Source organism: Maribacter sp. R86514 (assembly GCF_044597005.1).
Classification (GTDB): domain Bacteria; phylum Bacteroidota; class Bacteroidia; order Flavobacteriales; family Flavobacteriaceae; genus Maribacter.
This window is the reverse complement of sequence record NZ_CP138999.1, coordinates 1,016,875-1,031,375: the sequence shown is the minus strand read 5'-3', so window position 1 is coordinate 1,031,375 and position 14,501 is coordinate 1,016,875. Positions and strand designations below refer to the sequence as shown.

General features: G+C 34.2%; 15 protein-coding genes. 5 read left to right on the top strand and 10 right to left on the bottom strand.

From position 1 onward, the window contains the following. The first annotated feature begins 322 nt into the window (after positions 1–322). Positions 323–940, top strand: a complete 618-nt coding sequence (locus SJY30_RS04600) for a DUF6134 family protein (protein WP_396634424.1) — start codon at positions 323–325, stop codon at positions 938–940. Positions 941–970: 30 nt separating this feature from the next. Beyond that, the gene (locus SJY30_RS04595) at positions 971–1,738 is read left to right on the top strand and encodes a patatin-like phospholipase family protein (protein ID WP_396634423.1); all 768 of its coding nucleotides are present in this window, start codon (positions 971–973) and stop codon (positions 1,736–1,738) included. Between the two features lie 11 nt (positions 1,739–1,749). On the opposite strand, the gene SJY30_RS04590 is transcribed toward SJY30_RS04595, so the two are convergent. The 6 genes from SJY30_RS04590 to SJY30_RS04565 all read right to left on the bottom strand — a co-directional run bounded on the left by SJY30_RS04590 (position 1,750) and on the right by SJY30_RS04565 (position 6,625). Then, the gene (locus tag SJY30_RS04590; RefSeq protein ID WP_396634422.1) at positions 1,750–2,361 is read right to left on the bottom strand and encodes a DEAD/DEAH box helicase; all 612 of its coding nucleotides are present in this window, start codon (positions 2,359–2,361) and stop codon (positions 1,750–1,752) included. 115 nt (positions 2,362–2,476) lie between these two features. Next, positions 2,477–3,376 carry an EamA family transporter gene (locus tag SJY30_RS04585; protein ID WP_396634421.1) on the bottom strand — a complete coding sequence of 300 codons (900 nt, stop codon included), beginning with the start codon at positions 3,374–3,376 and terminating at the stop codon, positions 2,477–2,479. Positions 3,377–3,516: 140 nt separating this feature from the next. Next, positions 3,517–4,674, bottom strand: coding sequence for an iron-containing alcohol dehydrogenase (locus SJY30_RS04580; protein ID WP_396634420.1), 1,158 nt, complete (start codon positions 4,672–4,674; stop codon positions 3,517–3,519). A 50-nt stretch (positions 4,675–4,724) separates the two neighbouring features. Further along, positions 4,725–5,357: a nitroreductase family protein gene (locus tag SJY30_RS04575; protein WP_396634419.1), complete on the bottom strand. Its 633-nt coding sequence runs from the start codon at positions 5,355–5,357 to the stop codon at positions 4,725–4,727. 10 nt (positions 5,358–5,367) lie between these two features. Continuing rightward, positions 5,368–6,039 carry an NAD(P)H-binding protein gene (locus SJY30_RS04570; RefSeq protein ID WP_396634418.1) on the bottom strand — a complete coding sequence of 224 codons (672 nt, stop codon included), beginning with the start codon at positions 6,037–6,039 and terminating at the stop codon, positions 5,368–5,370. A gap of 1 nt (position 6,040) precedes the next feature. Further along, entirely contained in the window at positions 6,041–6,625 is a 585-nt protein-coding gene (locus SJY30_RS04565; RefSeq protein ID WP_396634417.1) for a TetR/AcrR family transcriptional regulator, read from the bottom strand. Between the two features lie 249 nt (positions 6,626–6,874). Here SJY30_RS04565 and SJY30_RS04560 point away from each other — a divergent pair, with 249 nt between their 5' ends. The 3 genes from SJY30_RS04560 (at position 6,875) to SJY30_RS04550 (ending at position 10,799) form a co-directional block, all read left to right on the top strand. Then, positions 6,875–8,086: a patatin-like phospholipase family protein gene (locus SJY30_RS04560; protein WP_396634416.1), complete on the top strand. Its 1,212-nt coding sequence runs from the start codon at positions 6,875–6,877 to the stop codon at positions 8,084–8,086. Positions 8,087–8,207: 121 nt separating this feature from the next. Then, the gene (locus SJY30_RS04555; RefSeq protein ID WP_396634415.1) at positions 8,208–9,248 is read left to right on the top strand and encodes a leishmanolysin-related zinc metalloendopeptidase; all 1,041 of its coding nucleotides are present in this window, start codon (positions 8,208–8,210) and stop codon (positions 9,246–9,248) included. A gap of 198 nt (positions 9,249–9,446) precedes the next feature. Then, positions 9,447–10,799: a DEAD/DEAH box helicase gene (locus tag SJY30_RS04550; protein WP_396634414.1), complete on the top strand. Its 1,353-nt coding sequence runs from the start codon at positions 9,447–9,449 to the stop codon at positions 10,797–10,799. Between the two features lie 80 nt (positions 10,800–10,879). On the opposite strand, the gene SJY30_RS04545 is transcribed toward SJY30_RS04550, so the two are convergent. The 4 genes from SJY30_RS04545 to SJY30_RS04530 all read right to left on the bottom strand — a co-directional run bounded on the left by SJY30_RS04545 (position 10,880) and on the right by SJY30_RS04530 (position 14,307). Next, complete coding sequence (locus tag SJY30_RS04545; RefSeq protein WP_396634413.1) at positions 10,880–11,740, bottom strand: RNA polymerase sigma factor RpoD/SigA; 861 nt, start codon at positions 11,738–11,740, stop codon at positions 10,880–10,882. Between the two features lie 381 nt (positions 11,741–12,121). Beyond that, positions 12,122–12,814: a nitroreductase family protein gene (locus SJY30_RS04540; protein WP_396634412.1), complete on the bottom strand. Its 693-nt coding sequence runs from the start codon at positions 12,812–12,814 to the stop codon at positions 12,122–12,124. A gap of 153 nt (positions 12,815–12,967) precedes the next feature. Further along, positions 12,968–13,882 (bottom strand): hypothetical protein, encoded by a 915-nt coding sequence (locus SJY30_RS04535; protein ID WP_396634411.1) that lies wholly within the window; start codon positions 13,880–13,882, stop codon positions 12,968–12,970. A 5-nt stretch (positions 13,883–13,887) separates the two neighbouring features. Next, complete coding sequence (locus SJY30_RS04530) at positions 13,888–14,307, bottom strand: hypothetical protein (RefSeq protein ID WP_396634410.1); 420 nt, start codon at positions 14,305–14,307, stop codon at positions 13,888–13,890. Positions 14,308–14,501 lie beyond the last annotated feature (194 nt).

Sequence of the window (14,501 nt, the reverse complement as noted above, 5' to 3'; positions counted from 1 at the left end):
AAAATAGGCTAATTCATAGACAGAATGTGTCAATTCGTCTATTTCTAACTCGATAACCAGCTTATCGATCAAGCCACAAGTGCATTTACATTTCAAAGTATTGAACGTTAAATTAAAGTTTAACCTTTTAAATTTAAAACGTTGAAAACAAATACCAAAACATATGTAGTACTAGGATTATTTATTATTGCATTCGCTTTGCCAAGTACAGCACAAATAAGTAAAAGAACAACATGATATTCGTTAGGTTTATAAAAACCCAAATTACTTACTTTTACCTTAGCATTGCAGATTGCAATTAAGAACCCCTTTACACGTAAAGATGTCATTAATCAATCATTTCATTTTAGTATGTACGTTTCTTTTTTTAGGATCAATTGATTCTATATCAAAAGATGTAAAGCCCCTAAAAAACACTATTTTCTTTGATATTGTACATAAAGACAATGTAATAGGTAGTTTAAAAGCTTCAAAAACCATTAAAGATTCTAAAATTCATTACCAAAGTGTAACTACCATAAACACGCGCATCTTCAAAGAAATAGATGTAAATTATTTGTACAATGTTATCTATGAAAATAATAAATTGAAGAGGGCTAATGTACTTATAGATGTCAACGATAAACCCTATGCCGACATTCTTACCAATTGGGAAATAGATTATTACCAGATTTCAAAAAACGATAAAAATGAGTTAGTGATTCAAGAAGATATTAAGTACGCTACCATATTGCTATATTTTGTGGAACCAGTAGACATAGAACGGTGCTATTCTGAACAAGATGGAAGTTTTAATACGATTATACCTTTAGGCAATCATTCGTACAAAAAAATAAATGCTAAAAACAACGAGAATATTTATCATTATAAAGATGGCTTTTTAGAAAAAGCGGAAATAAATGGAGGATTGATAAAATTCAATATTGTTGCTCAAAAATGATTATTTTAAGAAATATAACGTAGAACAGTTATGACAAATACCGGATTAGTACTTTCAGGCGGTGGCATACGTGGTGTAGCACATATTGGTGTAATAAAAGCCTTGGAAGAACATGGTATTTATCCAACCCATATATCTGGTACTAGTGCGGGTTCTATTGTTGGCTCATTATATGCAGGTGGTGTAAAATGGGAAGATATTTTAGAATTCTTCAAAGTAATTCCTATTTTTCATGCCAAAAGATTCGCTCGTAAAAAACCCGGTTTTATAGACACCGAGAAGTTTTATGATGAATTTAAAAAGTTTTTCCCAATCGACAAATTTGAATCACTTGCTAAGGAGCTTTTTATAACAGCTACGGATATCGTTAAAGGGGAATTAAAGATTTTTGATACTGGTGAATTGATAAAACCAGTGCTTGCATCTGCAACTTTTCCTGGTGTTTTTTCGCCTGTTAATATTAATGGGTCTTTCTACGTAGATGGTGGTGTATTGAACAACTTTCCTATTGAGCCTTTACAACCACACTGCGATAAAATAATAGGCAGCTATGTAAACGCGCTAAAATCCAGTAAAATAAAAGATTTTAAACATTCGTACAATGTATTGGAAAGAGCGTATAAAATAAAATCAGCATCAGAATCCATAGCAAAATTTTCAGAATGCAATTTTGTAGTTTCTCCCGAAGAGCTTTGTGAATATGCAACTTTTGATATGAGATCTATAGATGCCATATTTGATATTGGCTATAATAGTACTATAGATGTGCTACGCAAACAAGGATATTCTAAGCAATAGGAAGGCTTATATTATAGCTTTACATGACTAGCACGTTCCATAAAATAATCTTCAAAACGCTCTAATTTAGGATGCTTTTTTTCTGAATATATCACATATTGACATTTCATAATACTTTGTGCAACCGTAATCATTGCTGTATAGTCTGATTTCTGAATTAAAAAATCACCATCATCAATACTACAGATCTTCAATTGTGACGTACTTACCCCATTCAATAAAAACAACTTGTGTAGGGTAGTAGGTGTTGTTATAAGTATATCTATACCTTCAAATATTTCTGATTTTTGAATATCGATATGCAATTCCTTATAACTGGCATATAGTCTCATATCCGTATACTTGGTAAATTCAAAAAACTCATCATAAAGTTCCAGTACCTTTTCTTTATTCTCAACCACAACAACAGCTCTTGGCGCATTGCCTTCGGCTTTACATTTTAGTTTCTGTAATGTTGTCAATATTAAGGTTGTAGTTTTACCACTTTCCTTTGGAGCTGTACAATATACATTTGCTCCGCTTTTAATTACGGGAATACTTTTCTTCTGGAAAGAAGTTGGTTCTGTAATGGAAAGGTATTCTAGTCTTTCTAATAAGTGTTGATTCAGTTTCTTAAATGACATTTGCTACTTTAAACTAATTAAACATACTATAATGCTACAAAGATACAGTCTACCAACGGGCCAACCTTATTATAGCACTCTATTTTCTTGTGAGAAGAAAGCAATACAGAATTTCTTATGAATAAAGAATAAGAAAGACACCAAGCAAAATACCCGTTAACGGCACTAATTTTTTACGCTTATTTTGTTCTTTAAAGATAAAACCGCCAACGACTACAGCTATCAATATTTGACTACGCTTTATGGCTGAAAGTAGCATTATCAATGCATCTGGATCTTGTAATGCTTTAAAATAAAAATAGTCTGCCGTTTGTAAAAGAATACCCACCGTAGGTATTGTCCACCGCCATTTAAAAGATCCTTTTAAATTAGCATTGGTAGCTCTTGTAATGACCACTACCATTCCTATAATCAACATGGTGTAAGTACAGAACCAAAATTGAAGGGTAGGGGGATTCAGATTTAAACTTTGTATTAAGAACTTATCATACAAACCACTTGATGCTCCTAAGAAGGTAGCTCCAATAATTGCATATATCCATTTATTACTTTTAAAATGAATACCTTCTTTTTTACCAATTCTAGAATAAAGAAATACTGAAAAAATAATTAGGAAAAACCCAATCCACTGCCAGAAATTAGGTCTTTCCTGATAAATGAAAATCGCACCGATAAAAGTAAAAAACGGACCTGCAGAACGTATTGGGGTTACAATGGTAATGGGCAAGTGTTTTAAAGCTTGATATGCCAATATCCAAGAAGAAGCCATGATCATGGCTTTTATAATTATGAACCCATGTGTCTTCAAAGAAATATCAGATACAAATAAATCAATTTCCTGTAATTCTTCAGGATAGTATTTTGAACCTACGAACAGTGGCAAAAACAATAAAAAACCAGCGATTAAAGTGCCTAAAAGAACAGAAAAGGCATCATTACCTTGTACGGCATGTTTTTTACATAAGTTATGTAATCCTAAAAAAAGCGCTGCTAAAAGTCCGAGGTACATCCACATAATGCGCGCGAAGATATTGGTTTTTGACTATTCTGCCTTCGAGATAAGACATTCATATGTGATTTTTAATTGGCACAACCAGAAATAAAAAAAGGGCTGTCTAAATTAGACAGCCCTTTCTAAAAAATACTTTGCTTAATCTAATAAGCCATTTTCACAATCTTCTGTGCATCTTCTGGCATTAAAGCTTGACGTTCACCTAATTTCCATCCACGATCTGTAAATCGCTTAGAAATTTCTTCAGCAGTGCCTTCATACTCTTTAGTGTAATCAGACAACTTGGTATCTATACCTAACTGTTGAAAAAATTCTTCGGTCTTTTCAATGGCAGCATATGCTTTGTCATCGATACTACCTTGGGTAATATTCCAAACGCGTTCACCGTACTGAGCTAATTTTTCTTTTTTAGCTTCAAAATTATATTTGTAGTGACTTGGTGCAATTACAGCCAATGTACGTGCGTGGTCAATACCGAATAAAGCAGTTAACTCATGACCCATCATATGCACAGCCCAATCACCAGGCACTCCTTTTTGTATTAATCCGTTCAATGCCATTGTACAGCTCCACATAAAATCTGCTGCTGGTGTATAATCGGTAGGATCTTTCAATACTTTAGGAGCAACTTCAACTAATGTCTGCAAAATACTTTCTGCAAATCTATCTTGTAAAGATGCACCTATTGGGTAGGTCATGTATTGCTCCAATACATGTGTGAAAGCATCTGTAATTCCGTTTGCTAATTGACGTTCAGGAATTGAACTAATAACCTGTGGGTCTAAAATTGAAAACTCAGGAAACAATCCTGGTCCGCCCATTGCCAGTTTTTCTTTGGTTTCCGCTCTTGTAATTACGGCACCTGAATTCATTTCAGAACCTGTTGCAGGCAAGGTCAATACGGTCCCAAAAGGCATTCCTTTTTTGGTTCTCACCTTTTTAATAAGTATATCCCATGGGGTGTCTCCATCATAAACCGCTGCTGCAGATAAAAATTTTGTTCCATCTATAACAGACCCACCACCAACTGCTAATAAATAGGTGATGTTTTTGTCCTTTATTACCTGTAAGGCCTCCATTAGTAAGGCATATTCAGGGTTGGCAGGTATACCACCAAACTCTATAACATCTACATTAGACAACGCTTTGGTAACTTGTTCGTAAATACCATTTTTCTTGATACTACCGCCACCGTAAAGCATTAATACTTTAGCATCTGCAGGAATTTCACTTTCTAATTTCGCTATGGTATCCTTTCCAAAAATAATCTTGGTAGGGTTCTTAAATTCAAAATTGTTCATTTTCTCTCTTCTTTTTAAATTGTACTATCTATTTATGGTTTGATAAACGATTACTCTATAACCGTTACCAAATCTTTCATTGGTTTTCTAACCTTTACTAGATTAACCAACCAATCTTCACTTTCATTTCTATAACCTAGTGGTAACAAAACAGCACTACGTAATCCTTTTTCGCGTAAGCCTAAAATTTTGTCTACCGCAGAAGGATCAAAACCTTCAATTGGAGTAGCATCTACCTCTTCAAAAGCTGCAGCCGCTATCGCTTGTGAAAAAGCGATATATGCTTGTTTCGCAGCATGGTTAAAGTTTTCTTCTTCATCTTTTTGTGGATAAGAATCTAGCAACATCTTACGATAGTTTTCCCATCCTTCGTTCTTAAAACCTCTAATCTCATTGGTTAGATCGAACATATAATTGATTCTATCTTCGGTATAGGTATCCCAAGCTGCAAAGACAAGTAGGTGTGAACAATCTGTAATCATAGATTGGTTCCAAGCTACAGGTCTTATCTGTTCCTTAATATCTTGGTTTTTAACCACTATAATTTCAAAAGGCTGTAAGCCGCTTGAAGTTGGGGCCAAACGCGCTGCTTCTAAAATACGTTCTACTTTATCTTCGGCTACTTTTTCACCGTTCATAGCCTTAGCGGCGTATCTCCAATTTAATTTATCTAATAATTCCATTTTAATCTTTCTATTTTAAGTTGCGTTTTGCTAATTGTTCTATATCGTTAGATGTTATAATAACATCGGTATTACTCGTTGTATTTGCTAAATTCAACATCGCCTGAGCAATGCTTTCTGCATTGATAATTCTATATTTTTTCAACGGACCAATAAATAAGGGCTGAATGGCTTTAAATACTATTAGTCCTATTTTTTCAAGTGTTCGTTGTTCATCTCTTTCCCCGCCAATTAATGACGGTCTTAAAATTGATGTATGGGGTATGCCTTGGTTGACAACATCTTGCTCCATTTCTCCCTTTGTTCTATTATAGAACACCTTACTTTTTTTATTTGCACCCATTGCAGATACCACTAAGTAGGTGGATATTCCGTTTTCTTTCGCCAATTTTGCTGCAGCAACAGGTATACCGTAATCAATGTCTTTGTAACGTTTTTTATCTGGAGTTTTCTTTGCAGTAGTACCTATACAACAATACACTTCGTCTGCTGTAAATTCTTTTCTAAACTGTTCTAAGTCTAAAAGATTTCCTATAAACTGCTGTACTTTACTTGGCAAGCCCTCAATTCTGGATCTAGAAAATAATTTTATAGTATCGTACCTATCGTCAATAAGTAATTTCTTCAACAATAATCCTCCTGTTAAACCCGAAGCTCCTAATATGATGGCTGTCTTTTTCATTTTATTTACACGTTTTAATGCTGCTCCATGCAGCTTCATAAGCCTGGTCTAAATGCTCCTTATCCAATGTTACAGAACCTCGGTTTTGAGTAATCATTAAAAATGAAAGCGGATTTATTGAATAGGCATATAACATATAATCTGACAATGGTTTTATAACACCCTCTTTTTTACCACGTGCCCATAAATCGAGTAGGGGTTGCAAGTGCTTTATGCCTTCTTTCCTGCTAGCTTCATCTATCATTGGGGTATTATCACATTGCGCTAGAAACATGGCATCGGCGCTTTCCTTTAACTTGAACTCAGCTATACGTTTCCAAATTACTTTAAATCCTTCTTCAACCGGCATGGTTTCATCATATGTGGCAAATGCATATGCGGTATAATTAGCCTTTACCTCTATATAGGTTTTATTTACCAGATCTTGTTTGTTTTCAAAATATAGATATATGGTGGCAGGAGATACACAGGCCATTTTTGCAATCTTACTCATTGGTGTGGCATGAAATCCATCATTGTTCACCAACTCAATAGTTGCATTAATTAATGCGTTTCGTTTATCTATGCTTTTCTGTAATGCTGCCATAACTATGATTTCTTGGTACAAAACTACAAAAAATGAACGTTCATTCTTTTTTATTAACACAACTTTAATTTAAATATCGTGGTGGGATCAAAAAAAACATAATATCCTTATAATTTCTAAGAAGATTCTACAAACAAGTTATTTCTTATTTCTCTAATTTTAGAAAGCGCAATAAAGGTAGTTCCCACGTCCTTTTTTTGAATTTTTAAATTGAATCTCTTAACTTGATTTCCTAAATTATTATTTAAGATGTACAAAATTCTATCTCTTGACGGTGGTGGCAGTTGGGCTATTATTCAATTACTTACCTTAAAAGATAGATATGGCAATTTAACGGGTCACGATATTTTAAGAAAATTTGATCTTGTAATTGCCAATTCGGGTGGTAGTATCGTTCTTGCTGCTTTAGCTGAAAATTATACCATTGACAAAGCCATTTCACTTTTTAAAGAACAGAAAAACCGAGAGCTTATTTTTCATAAGAACTCTTTTAAAGATCGTTATTTTCCTGTTGACTATTTAGGACTTTTTAATGCGGGATTTGGACCAAAATATAGTACTACCAAAAAAAAGGAAGCTTTTGAAAATCTATTCCCACAGATTGATGAAATACAAATGGATGAAATTCCTAAACTCATTGGTAAAGCATCCCTCAAAATAGTTATTGCCACATATGATGCTTTAAATAATCGTGCAAAATTCTTTAAATCGTTCTCAACAAACCCAGATACTTACGATTCCGTTAGACTTACACAAGCTATAAACGGATCATCTAACGCCCCTGTTCAATATTTCGATTTTCCGGCACGTTTTAAAGCGAAGCAAAGTGATATATATTATGAGTTATGGGATGGTGCCTTAGGCGGATTCAATAACCCTATTCTAGCCGGAATCATAGAAGCCTATAAGCTAGGAGTGGATTTAAAGACCTTGCGCATAGTTTCGCTTGGTACAAGTAATTCGCTGATGTCTGCAGATGCTAAAAAAAACTTTTGGGACTGGAAACAGATTGCGGTAATATTTAGGAGAAAGAAATTTGCTTTTTCTAAATGGAAACCACAATTCAATTTCTTTAAAGAAACCGTATTGCACCAAGCAAAAACTATTTTATACCAACCACCAGATACGGCCAACTATATTGCTATGATGTTTTTACAGGTAGCTACGAACAAAGCACTTAACGAGCAAATTATACGTTTATCACCTTTAATTCATTATGATGAACACACCGAAAACTCAATAATTCCTTTAGTTCAAGATTTATATAAATTAGATATGGATCTAACTAAAGATGAAGAAATTGAAACATTGATCAAATGTTTTGATGCTTGGAAACGCGGAAAACTATATAATCAGCCTATAGAATTCAAAGTGGAACGAAATAATAATCTATCTCTCATCAAAGGCGATAAATGGTATCGAGAGGGTGTGGATAGGTGGAGGAGTTGGGAAAATGTATAAATTCATATTTTATTCAGCGAAATGCCGTAAAATATTATTTATTGTGTTAAATTTAACATTAATGTAACATTGTTCATTTACAACGGCACTGTTATATATTAATTTTTAACACTATATTTTTATGAAGAACACTTTTAAAAAAACTAACAAATTTTTGACTTTAGGTTGCGCTTTTGGTGTATTATTATTCACTTCTTGTACAGACGAAACATCGGTATTGAATGCAGAAGAATCGCAAGAAGCAAAACCTTTGGAAATCGCTTTAAAAGCGCCAACAAATTCCCCTATTATCATAGATGATCTTGGAGTTACAGATTTGCAAACGGCAAAATCAAGTAATGCTACCAAAGGTCGTTACAACATTACATTAAAGTATTTATTACCTCCTACGGAAAGACAAGTTGAAGTATTTGAAGCTGCTGCAGCAAGATGGGAACGTATAATCATCAAAGATGTGCCAGATGTTGCTGGTCCAATACCTTCAGCTTTTGCCGGTTTTCCAGATATTGATGCTATCGATGATTTGGTTATTGAAGTAGCTTTGGCACCAATTGATGGACCTGGAGGAATTTTAGGTCAGGCAGGACCTCAATTCGTAAGAACGGAAGATTTTCTGTCCTTGACAGGAGTTATGTTCTTTGATGTTGAAGATTTAGATTTTCTTGAAGAGATCGATTTGTTCGAAGAAGTTATCGTACATGAAATGGGTCATGTTTTAGGCGTAGGTACACTTTGGAACACGGCTCCGTTCGGATTTGACAGAACGCTAAGAGCAGGACCTGATAGCAATCCTTACTTTACTGGTAAAAAAGCAAATGTATTCTGGAACGCAGAAGGTGGTACAGATGAATTACCAATTGAGAATATGGGTGGTCCTGGTACAGCATTAGGGCACTGGAGAGAGTCTACCTTAAATAATGAACTTATGACAGGCTTTTTAAATCTTGGAGAAAATCCTTTAAGTAGAATAACAGCTGGATCTATGAGAGATTTAGGTTATAGTTCAGCTTCTGTTGGAGAGTCTTATGACTTACCTCGAGGTACTCAAGGTGTTGACATCAATGATCTTGGTGATTTTGGAACTGATGAAAATCAAGGTTTAAATATTGCTAAAATGGAAGAATTAGTTCCGTTAAGAGGTTTTGTAAACGTTAAAAAGTAATGCTAAAATAGTATTGGTTTTTACTGAGAACACTACACATACAAAGCTTGCATCATTAAATTATGATGCAAGCTTTTTTTATTATATCCTAAATAAAACTTATTTCTCTTAAATCATCCTAATTACTTTAATTATAACCTTTTGTCGCTAATACCCTTACCTAGTAAAAGTGTACCTATCTTTGCATAAAATTATTTTATGTCAAGCCAATTTGCGGATTTAGGAATCAATATTGAAATTCAACAGAGTTTAAAGGAATTACAAATTTCTGTACCTACAGATATACAGAAAAAATGTATTTCTGTTGTTCTAAATAAAAAAGAAGACCTTGTTGCATTGGCAAAAACCGGTACGGGTAAAACCGCTGCTTTTGGCTTACCATTACTGCAATCAATCAAAACGGAAAGTTCAGTCTTACAAGCTGTTATATTGGCACCTACTAGAGAATTGGCACAACAAATACACGCCAACCTAATTTCATATGCAAAATATAGTCCGGCAATATCAATTGCCGCAGTATGCGGTGGTATACCAATAAAACCTCAAATAGAACGCTTAAAAGAAGATACTCATATTGTAGTAGCTACGCCTGGTCGTTTAGTTGATTTAGTGAAACGCGAGGCTATTGATATTAAGAAATTAAAGTACTTGGTTTTAGATGAAGCCGATGAAATGGTCACTGCTCTGAAAGAAGATTTAGATACCATTATCGAAGGTATTCCGAAATCTCGCCGTACACTTTTGTTTACGGCTACCATGTCTGGAGCTATAAAGCAGTTGGTTCAAAATTACATGTCTAAACATGTGGTACATGTAGAAGCTGATATGTCTACCGTTGGTCATCAAGGTATTGATCATAAATATGTGGTAGTTGAGCCCATTGAAAAATTAGATGTGCTTATGCACTTTTTAAATACAAAAGAAGGGCAACGTGGCATCATTTTCTGTAAAACAAAAGCGGCAGTAAATAAGTTGGCTAAAAAATTAGCTATAAATAAATTTTCATCAGGTGCTTTGCACGGTAGTTTATCTCAAGGGATCAGAGACCGAATAATGGGGCAATTCAGAGAAGGGTATATCGATATATTGGTAGCTACCGATTTAGCCGCGCGTGGTATCGATGTAAAAGAACTTGGGTACGTAATTAACTATCATTTACCTGACACTTACGATGCCTATGTTCACCGTAGCGGAAGAACCGCCAGAGCAGGGGAGAAGGGACTTTCATTAACCATTCTACAAAAAGAGGAAGTTGCAGAAGTATTTGATTTTGAAAAAGAATTAGGTATTTCTTTCTCAAAATACCAAAAGGCAGATGCACAGAGTATAGAAGAAAACAATACATTGCTTTGGGCAAAGAAAATATTTAAAACCAAACCTAACCGCGAGGTATCTGAAGAATTTAAAACTAAAGTAAGAACCATTTTCCATCACTTGACCAAAGACGAATTGGTAGAGAAAATATTGGCGAACCATATAGCCCAAACTACTAGTCTACCTATAAAACCTGAAGAGCCGAAAAGGAAAAAAAATAAGAATGGGAACAGTTAATAGTTTTCGTTTACAACATCTTAATGCATAAAAAAGCCGACTTAAATAAGTCGGCTTTTTAATATATTTTAAATTGTCTTCTACAAATATGCTTTCAGTACTTCGTTTTGAGATTTATTTCGAAGCTTACGAACGGCCTTCTCTCTTATCTGTCGTACTCTTTCTCTTGTTAGATCAAAAAGCTCTCCAATTTCACTTAAACTTTTAGGACTTCTTTCTCCAAGACCATAATACAGCTTAATAATTTCACTTTCCCTATTCGGTAACGTATTTAACGCTTGATCAAGATCTGTTTTAAGAGAATCCATCATCATATTGGCATCGGGTCTGTTTGCGTCTTTATTACTTACTACATCATATAAGTTAGACGATTCCCCTTCCTGAAAAGGTGCATCCATAGACAAGTGCTTACCTGAATTCTTTAAAGCAAGTTTTACTTGTGTGCTACTCATATCAAGTTCTCTAGCTATTTCAGTAGTACTTGGTGGTCTTTGTAACGATTGCTCTAGCGTAGAAAATACTTTATTGATCTTACTAATTTCCCCAATTTTATTGAGTGGAATACGTACCATACGAGATTGCTCAGAAATAGATTGCAGTATAGATTGTCTGATCCACCATACGGCATATGATATAAACTTAAAACCTCTGGTTTCGTCAAAGCGTTTTGCTGCCTTTACCAAACCAATGTTTCCTTCATTGATTAAATCTGAAAGTCGTAAACCGCTACCTTGATATTGTTTTGCCGTAGATACTACAAAACGTAGGTTGGCGTTTACTAATGTTGTTAGGGCAACTTGATCTCCTTCACGTATTCTTCTTGCCAGCTCCACTTCCTCTTCGGCGGTAATCAAATCAATTTTTGATATTTCTTGAAAGTACTTTTCTAATGATTTAGTGTCTCTGTTTGTAATTTGTTTGGTGATCTTCAGTTGCCTCATATATTATTTTGTTTTTTATAGTTACTATAATTTAAATTTTTTTTGATGAATTCCTAGTAAAATTTAATATTTATTAAAATTATATTAGTAAAATATTGAATTTGGCTAATTAATTTCATCAATTTACTACTGAGTAGTGTTATTTTATCAAATTAATAAAATTAAGGGAATCTCTTTTAGGATGGAGAAAAGGAACTCTATTTATGCACACAGAATGATTCATATTTTGCATACAATATTTAAGTGTTTTTTTGAGGTCGAGGTTTCATCTTATAAATTTAAGATTAATAAAAAGGAAACAGTTTTATACTTTTAATTTAAAAATAAAAATCCTATCTAAATTTCTATTAGATAGGATTTAAAATATCTTTACTTAAAGTTTTACTCGTAAAATTCTGAAATAGCTTCTATCGGTTTTCTTTCAATATTTGGTACGTAAGTTGGCGTCTTAGGGTAACCTACTGGCAACAGCAAAAATGCTCGTTCATTGCTTGGTCTATTCAATAGTTTTGCCAAAAAATTCATGGGGCTAGGAGTATGAGTCAGTGTAACTAAACCCGCATTGTGTATTGCAGTTATTAACATACCTGCGGCAATGCCTACAGATTCATTAACGTAGTAATTATTTACCTTTTTACCATCGTTATCTAAATCATGTACTTTCTTAAAAACGATAATAAGCCACGGTGCATCTTCTAAAAAGGGCTTGTACATATTTGTACCCATCGGCTCAAGATCTTTTAACCAACGGTCGCTCATTCTACTTTCATAACTTTCCTTTTCTTCTGCTTCGGCAGCCTCTCTGATCTTTGCCTTTAATGTAGTATTAGAAACAGCACAGAAGGTCCAAGGTTGTTTATGCGCACCAGACGGTGCGGTAGAAGCCGTTTTTATTAAAGTTTCAATTACTTCTTTTGGTACAGGTGTACTTGCATATTCTCTAACGGATCTTCTTTCATCTAAATGTTTATAAAAGTCCTCACTTTTGACAATGAGTTCTTCTTTCGACAATGCATTTTCTTTATAAAGTACATGTGTATGCCCGTTAATAGATATATGAGATTCAGTTGCCATTTTTGAAGTAAGGTTTTAATTGCAAATTCTATTCTCAAAGATATTGCTTTTTCATTGATCTTAAAGGCTGTACAAATCGACTTTAGAATGGGTTTTACTATATGTTAATTATCAGTGTATACGCCTTTTAATGATATAGTTTACAGTATTCGATTAATTATAAGATGGCAATTCAACAACATAAGAATCTACAGAAGTATCATTTTCGCTACCGCTCCAATCAGAACCAAAAAGTACTCGTGTACCTGTTGGGCTAATAACCGCATGTGGTTCTCCCCAATAATTGAATTCCTCTTCATCTGCTCTATGATGCCCTATTCTATATACTTCAACATTACCTGGCTCAACACGAGCAATCACTAGCTCTTGATCTAACAATGCCTGACCATCTCCTTCAAAGCCTATCATTGAAGCAGCAATCCATCCCGGGTTTTTATGGGCTACTGCAGAAATATGGGTTCCCTTTTTTGGATATGCATATCCTAAATCTTCTGATATAACCGGTAAACAATCACCTGTATTTAAATCATAAGCAATGATATTTCCTTGGCATCCACCATTTGGTCCTGAATCAAAACTAACGGAAAAATCGGTATCCGTACCATCTACCATTTTTCCTAAACATGAATGCTCTGGTTTACTCTTATTTAGTCTTGCTTTAAAATTACCGTCGGCATCATATGACGATACATTATGATAAAACAAGCTTCCACTAGGTGCTGGCATAGCTGCTGTATAGTTTACATCATCTAGATTGAAGGTTACAAGTTCTTCAGTTGAAAATCTATAGGAATACGTTTCGCTATTATCAAATCTAAAGCCTATAACATCAGAATCCCAAGACATCATTTGTACATCATTGCCCATACTGATGCTTCCCGTATTATTAGTAAGTTCTTTTAGATTCACAAGCACCTCCTTATTCCCAGAAGACACGGAGTACTTTATAAATTCATCTGTAACCGAGTCTAAATAATATAGAATATCAGGGTCGTCAAAATCCCAAAATAATTGGTCCAAATCATCTGGGCGCACATCATCTAGGTTCCTAATAAACCCATAATTCATTCCGCCTAACAATTGATGTACTCCATTAATTTGGTCATATAAATCATTTTAGATTCATCGGCGTTCCATGCCTGTATATTACTATACATAGGTTTTATTACACCGCCAGTACCAGCATTTGAAATTCTACGAATAATAGTTCCAAAAGACGGATCTACTATAGTTTCTAAATAATCTGGTTTTGCAATATCTTGCATAGGGTGTGGTGCAAGGTCGTTTGCAATAAGTGTGGTTACTACGTCTACTGGTGTTGTATTTTCATTAGAAGTTGTCTCTAAATCTTCCACATCTTCAACCGATTCTTCTACGGTCTCCGTTTCAGTATCACTACTAATATTTTCCAACAAAATGGCTTCTTCATTGGTACAACTTAATAAGGCACAACTGAGACTTAATAACCATAGGTAATTCTTAGATTTTCGCATAGCGTTATATTTTGGGGTTATGCTATGTACGTTTAGAAATATGGATGTAGTTGTTAAAGCAATGGTTTTCTGAAATTTGAGTTTTATTTTTCGATTTTTAAGGTCTTAAAAATGTATCGTAAAAAAGTAGTTTTCAGGTTAGTTTTAACACTAATTATAACACTCACCATTGGTTGTCGTAGTGATAAAAGTGA

Excerpts from the sequence above, each read along its gene's own strand:
- SJY30_RS04600 (WP_396634424.1), top strand. The coding sequence starts at position 323 with ATGTCATTAATCAATCATTTCATTTTAGTATGTACGTTTCTTTTTTTA.
- SJY30_RS04595 (WP_396634423.1), top strand. The coding sequence starts at position 971 with ATGACAAATACCGGATTAGTACTTTCAGGCGGTGGCATACGTGGTGTA.
- SJY30_RS04590 (WP_396634422.1), bottom strand. The coding sequence starts at position 2,361 with ATGTCATTTAAGAAACTGAATCAACACTTATTAGAAAGACTAGAATAC.
- SJY30_RS04585 (WP_396634421.1), bottom strand. The coding sequence starts at position 3,376 with ATGTGGATGTACCTCGGACTTTTAGCAGCGCTTTTTTTAGGATTACAT.
- SJY30_RS04580 (WP_396634420.1), bottom strand. The coding sequence starts at position 4,674 with ATGAACAATTTTGAATTTAAGAACCCTACCAAGATTATTTTTGGAAAG.
- SJY30_RS04575 (WP_396634419.1), bottom strand. The coding sequence starts at position 5,357 with ATGGAATTATTAGATAAATTAAATTGGAGATACGCCGCTAAGGCTATG.
- SJY30_RS04570 (WP_396634418.1), bottom strand. The coding sequence starts at position 6,039 with ATGAAAAAGACAGCCATCATATTAGGAGCTTCGGGTTTAACAGGAGGA.
- SJY30_RS04565 (WP_396634417.1), bottom strand. The coding sequence starts at position 6,625 with ATGGCAGCATTACAGAAAAGCATAGATAAACGAAACGCATTAATTAAT.
- SJY30_RS04560 (WP_396634416.1), top strand. The coding sequence starts at position 6,875 with ATGTACAAAATTCTATCTCTTGACGGTGGTGGCAGTTGGGCTATTATT.
- SJY30_RS04555 (WP_396634415.1), top strand. The coding sequence starts at position 8,208 with ATGAAGAACACTTTTAAAAAAACTAACAAATTTTTGACTTTAGGTTGC.
- SJY30_RS04550 (WP_396634414.1), top strand. The coding sequence starts at position 9,447 with ATGTCAAGCCAATTTGCGGATTTAGGAATCAATATTGAAATTCAACAG.
- SJY30_RS04545 (WP_396634413.1), bottom strand. The coding sequence starts at position 11,740 with ATGAGGCAACTGAAGATCACCAAACAAATTACAAACAGAGACACTAAA.
- SJY30_RS04540 (WP_396634412.1), bottom strand. The coding sequence starts at position 12,814 with ATGGCAACTGAATCTCATATATCTATTAACGGGCATACACATGTACTT.
- SJY30_RS04535 (WP_396634411.1), bottom strand. The coding sequence starts at position 13,882 with ATGAATTATGGGTTTATTAGGAACCTAGATGATGTGCGCCCAGATGAT.
- SJY30_RS04530 (WP_396634410.1), bottom strand. The coding sequence starts at position 14,307 with ATGCGAAAATCTAAGAATTACCTATGGTTATTAAGTCTCAGTTGTGCC.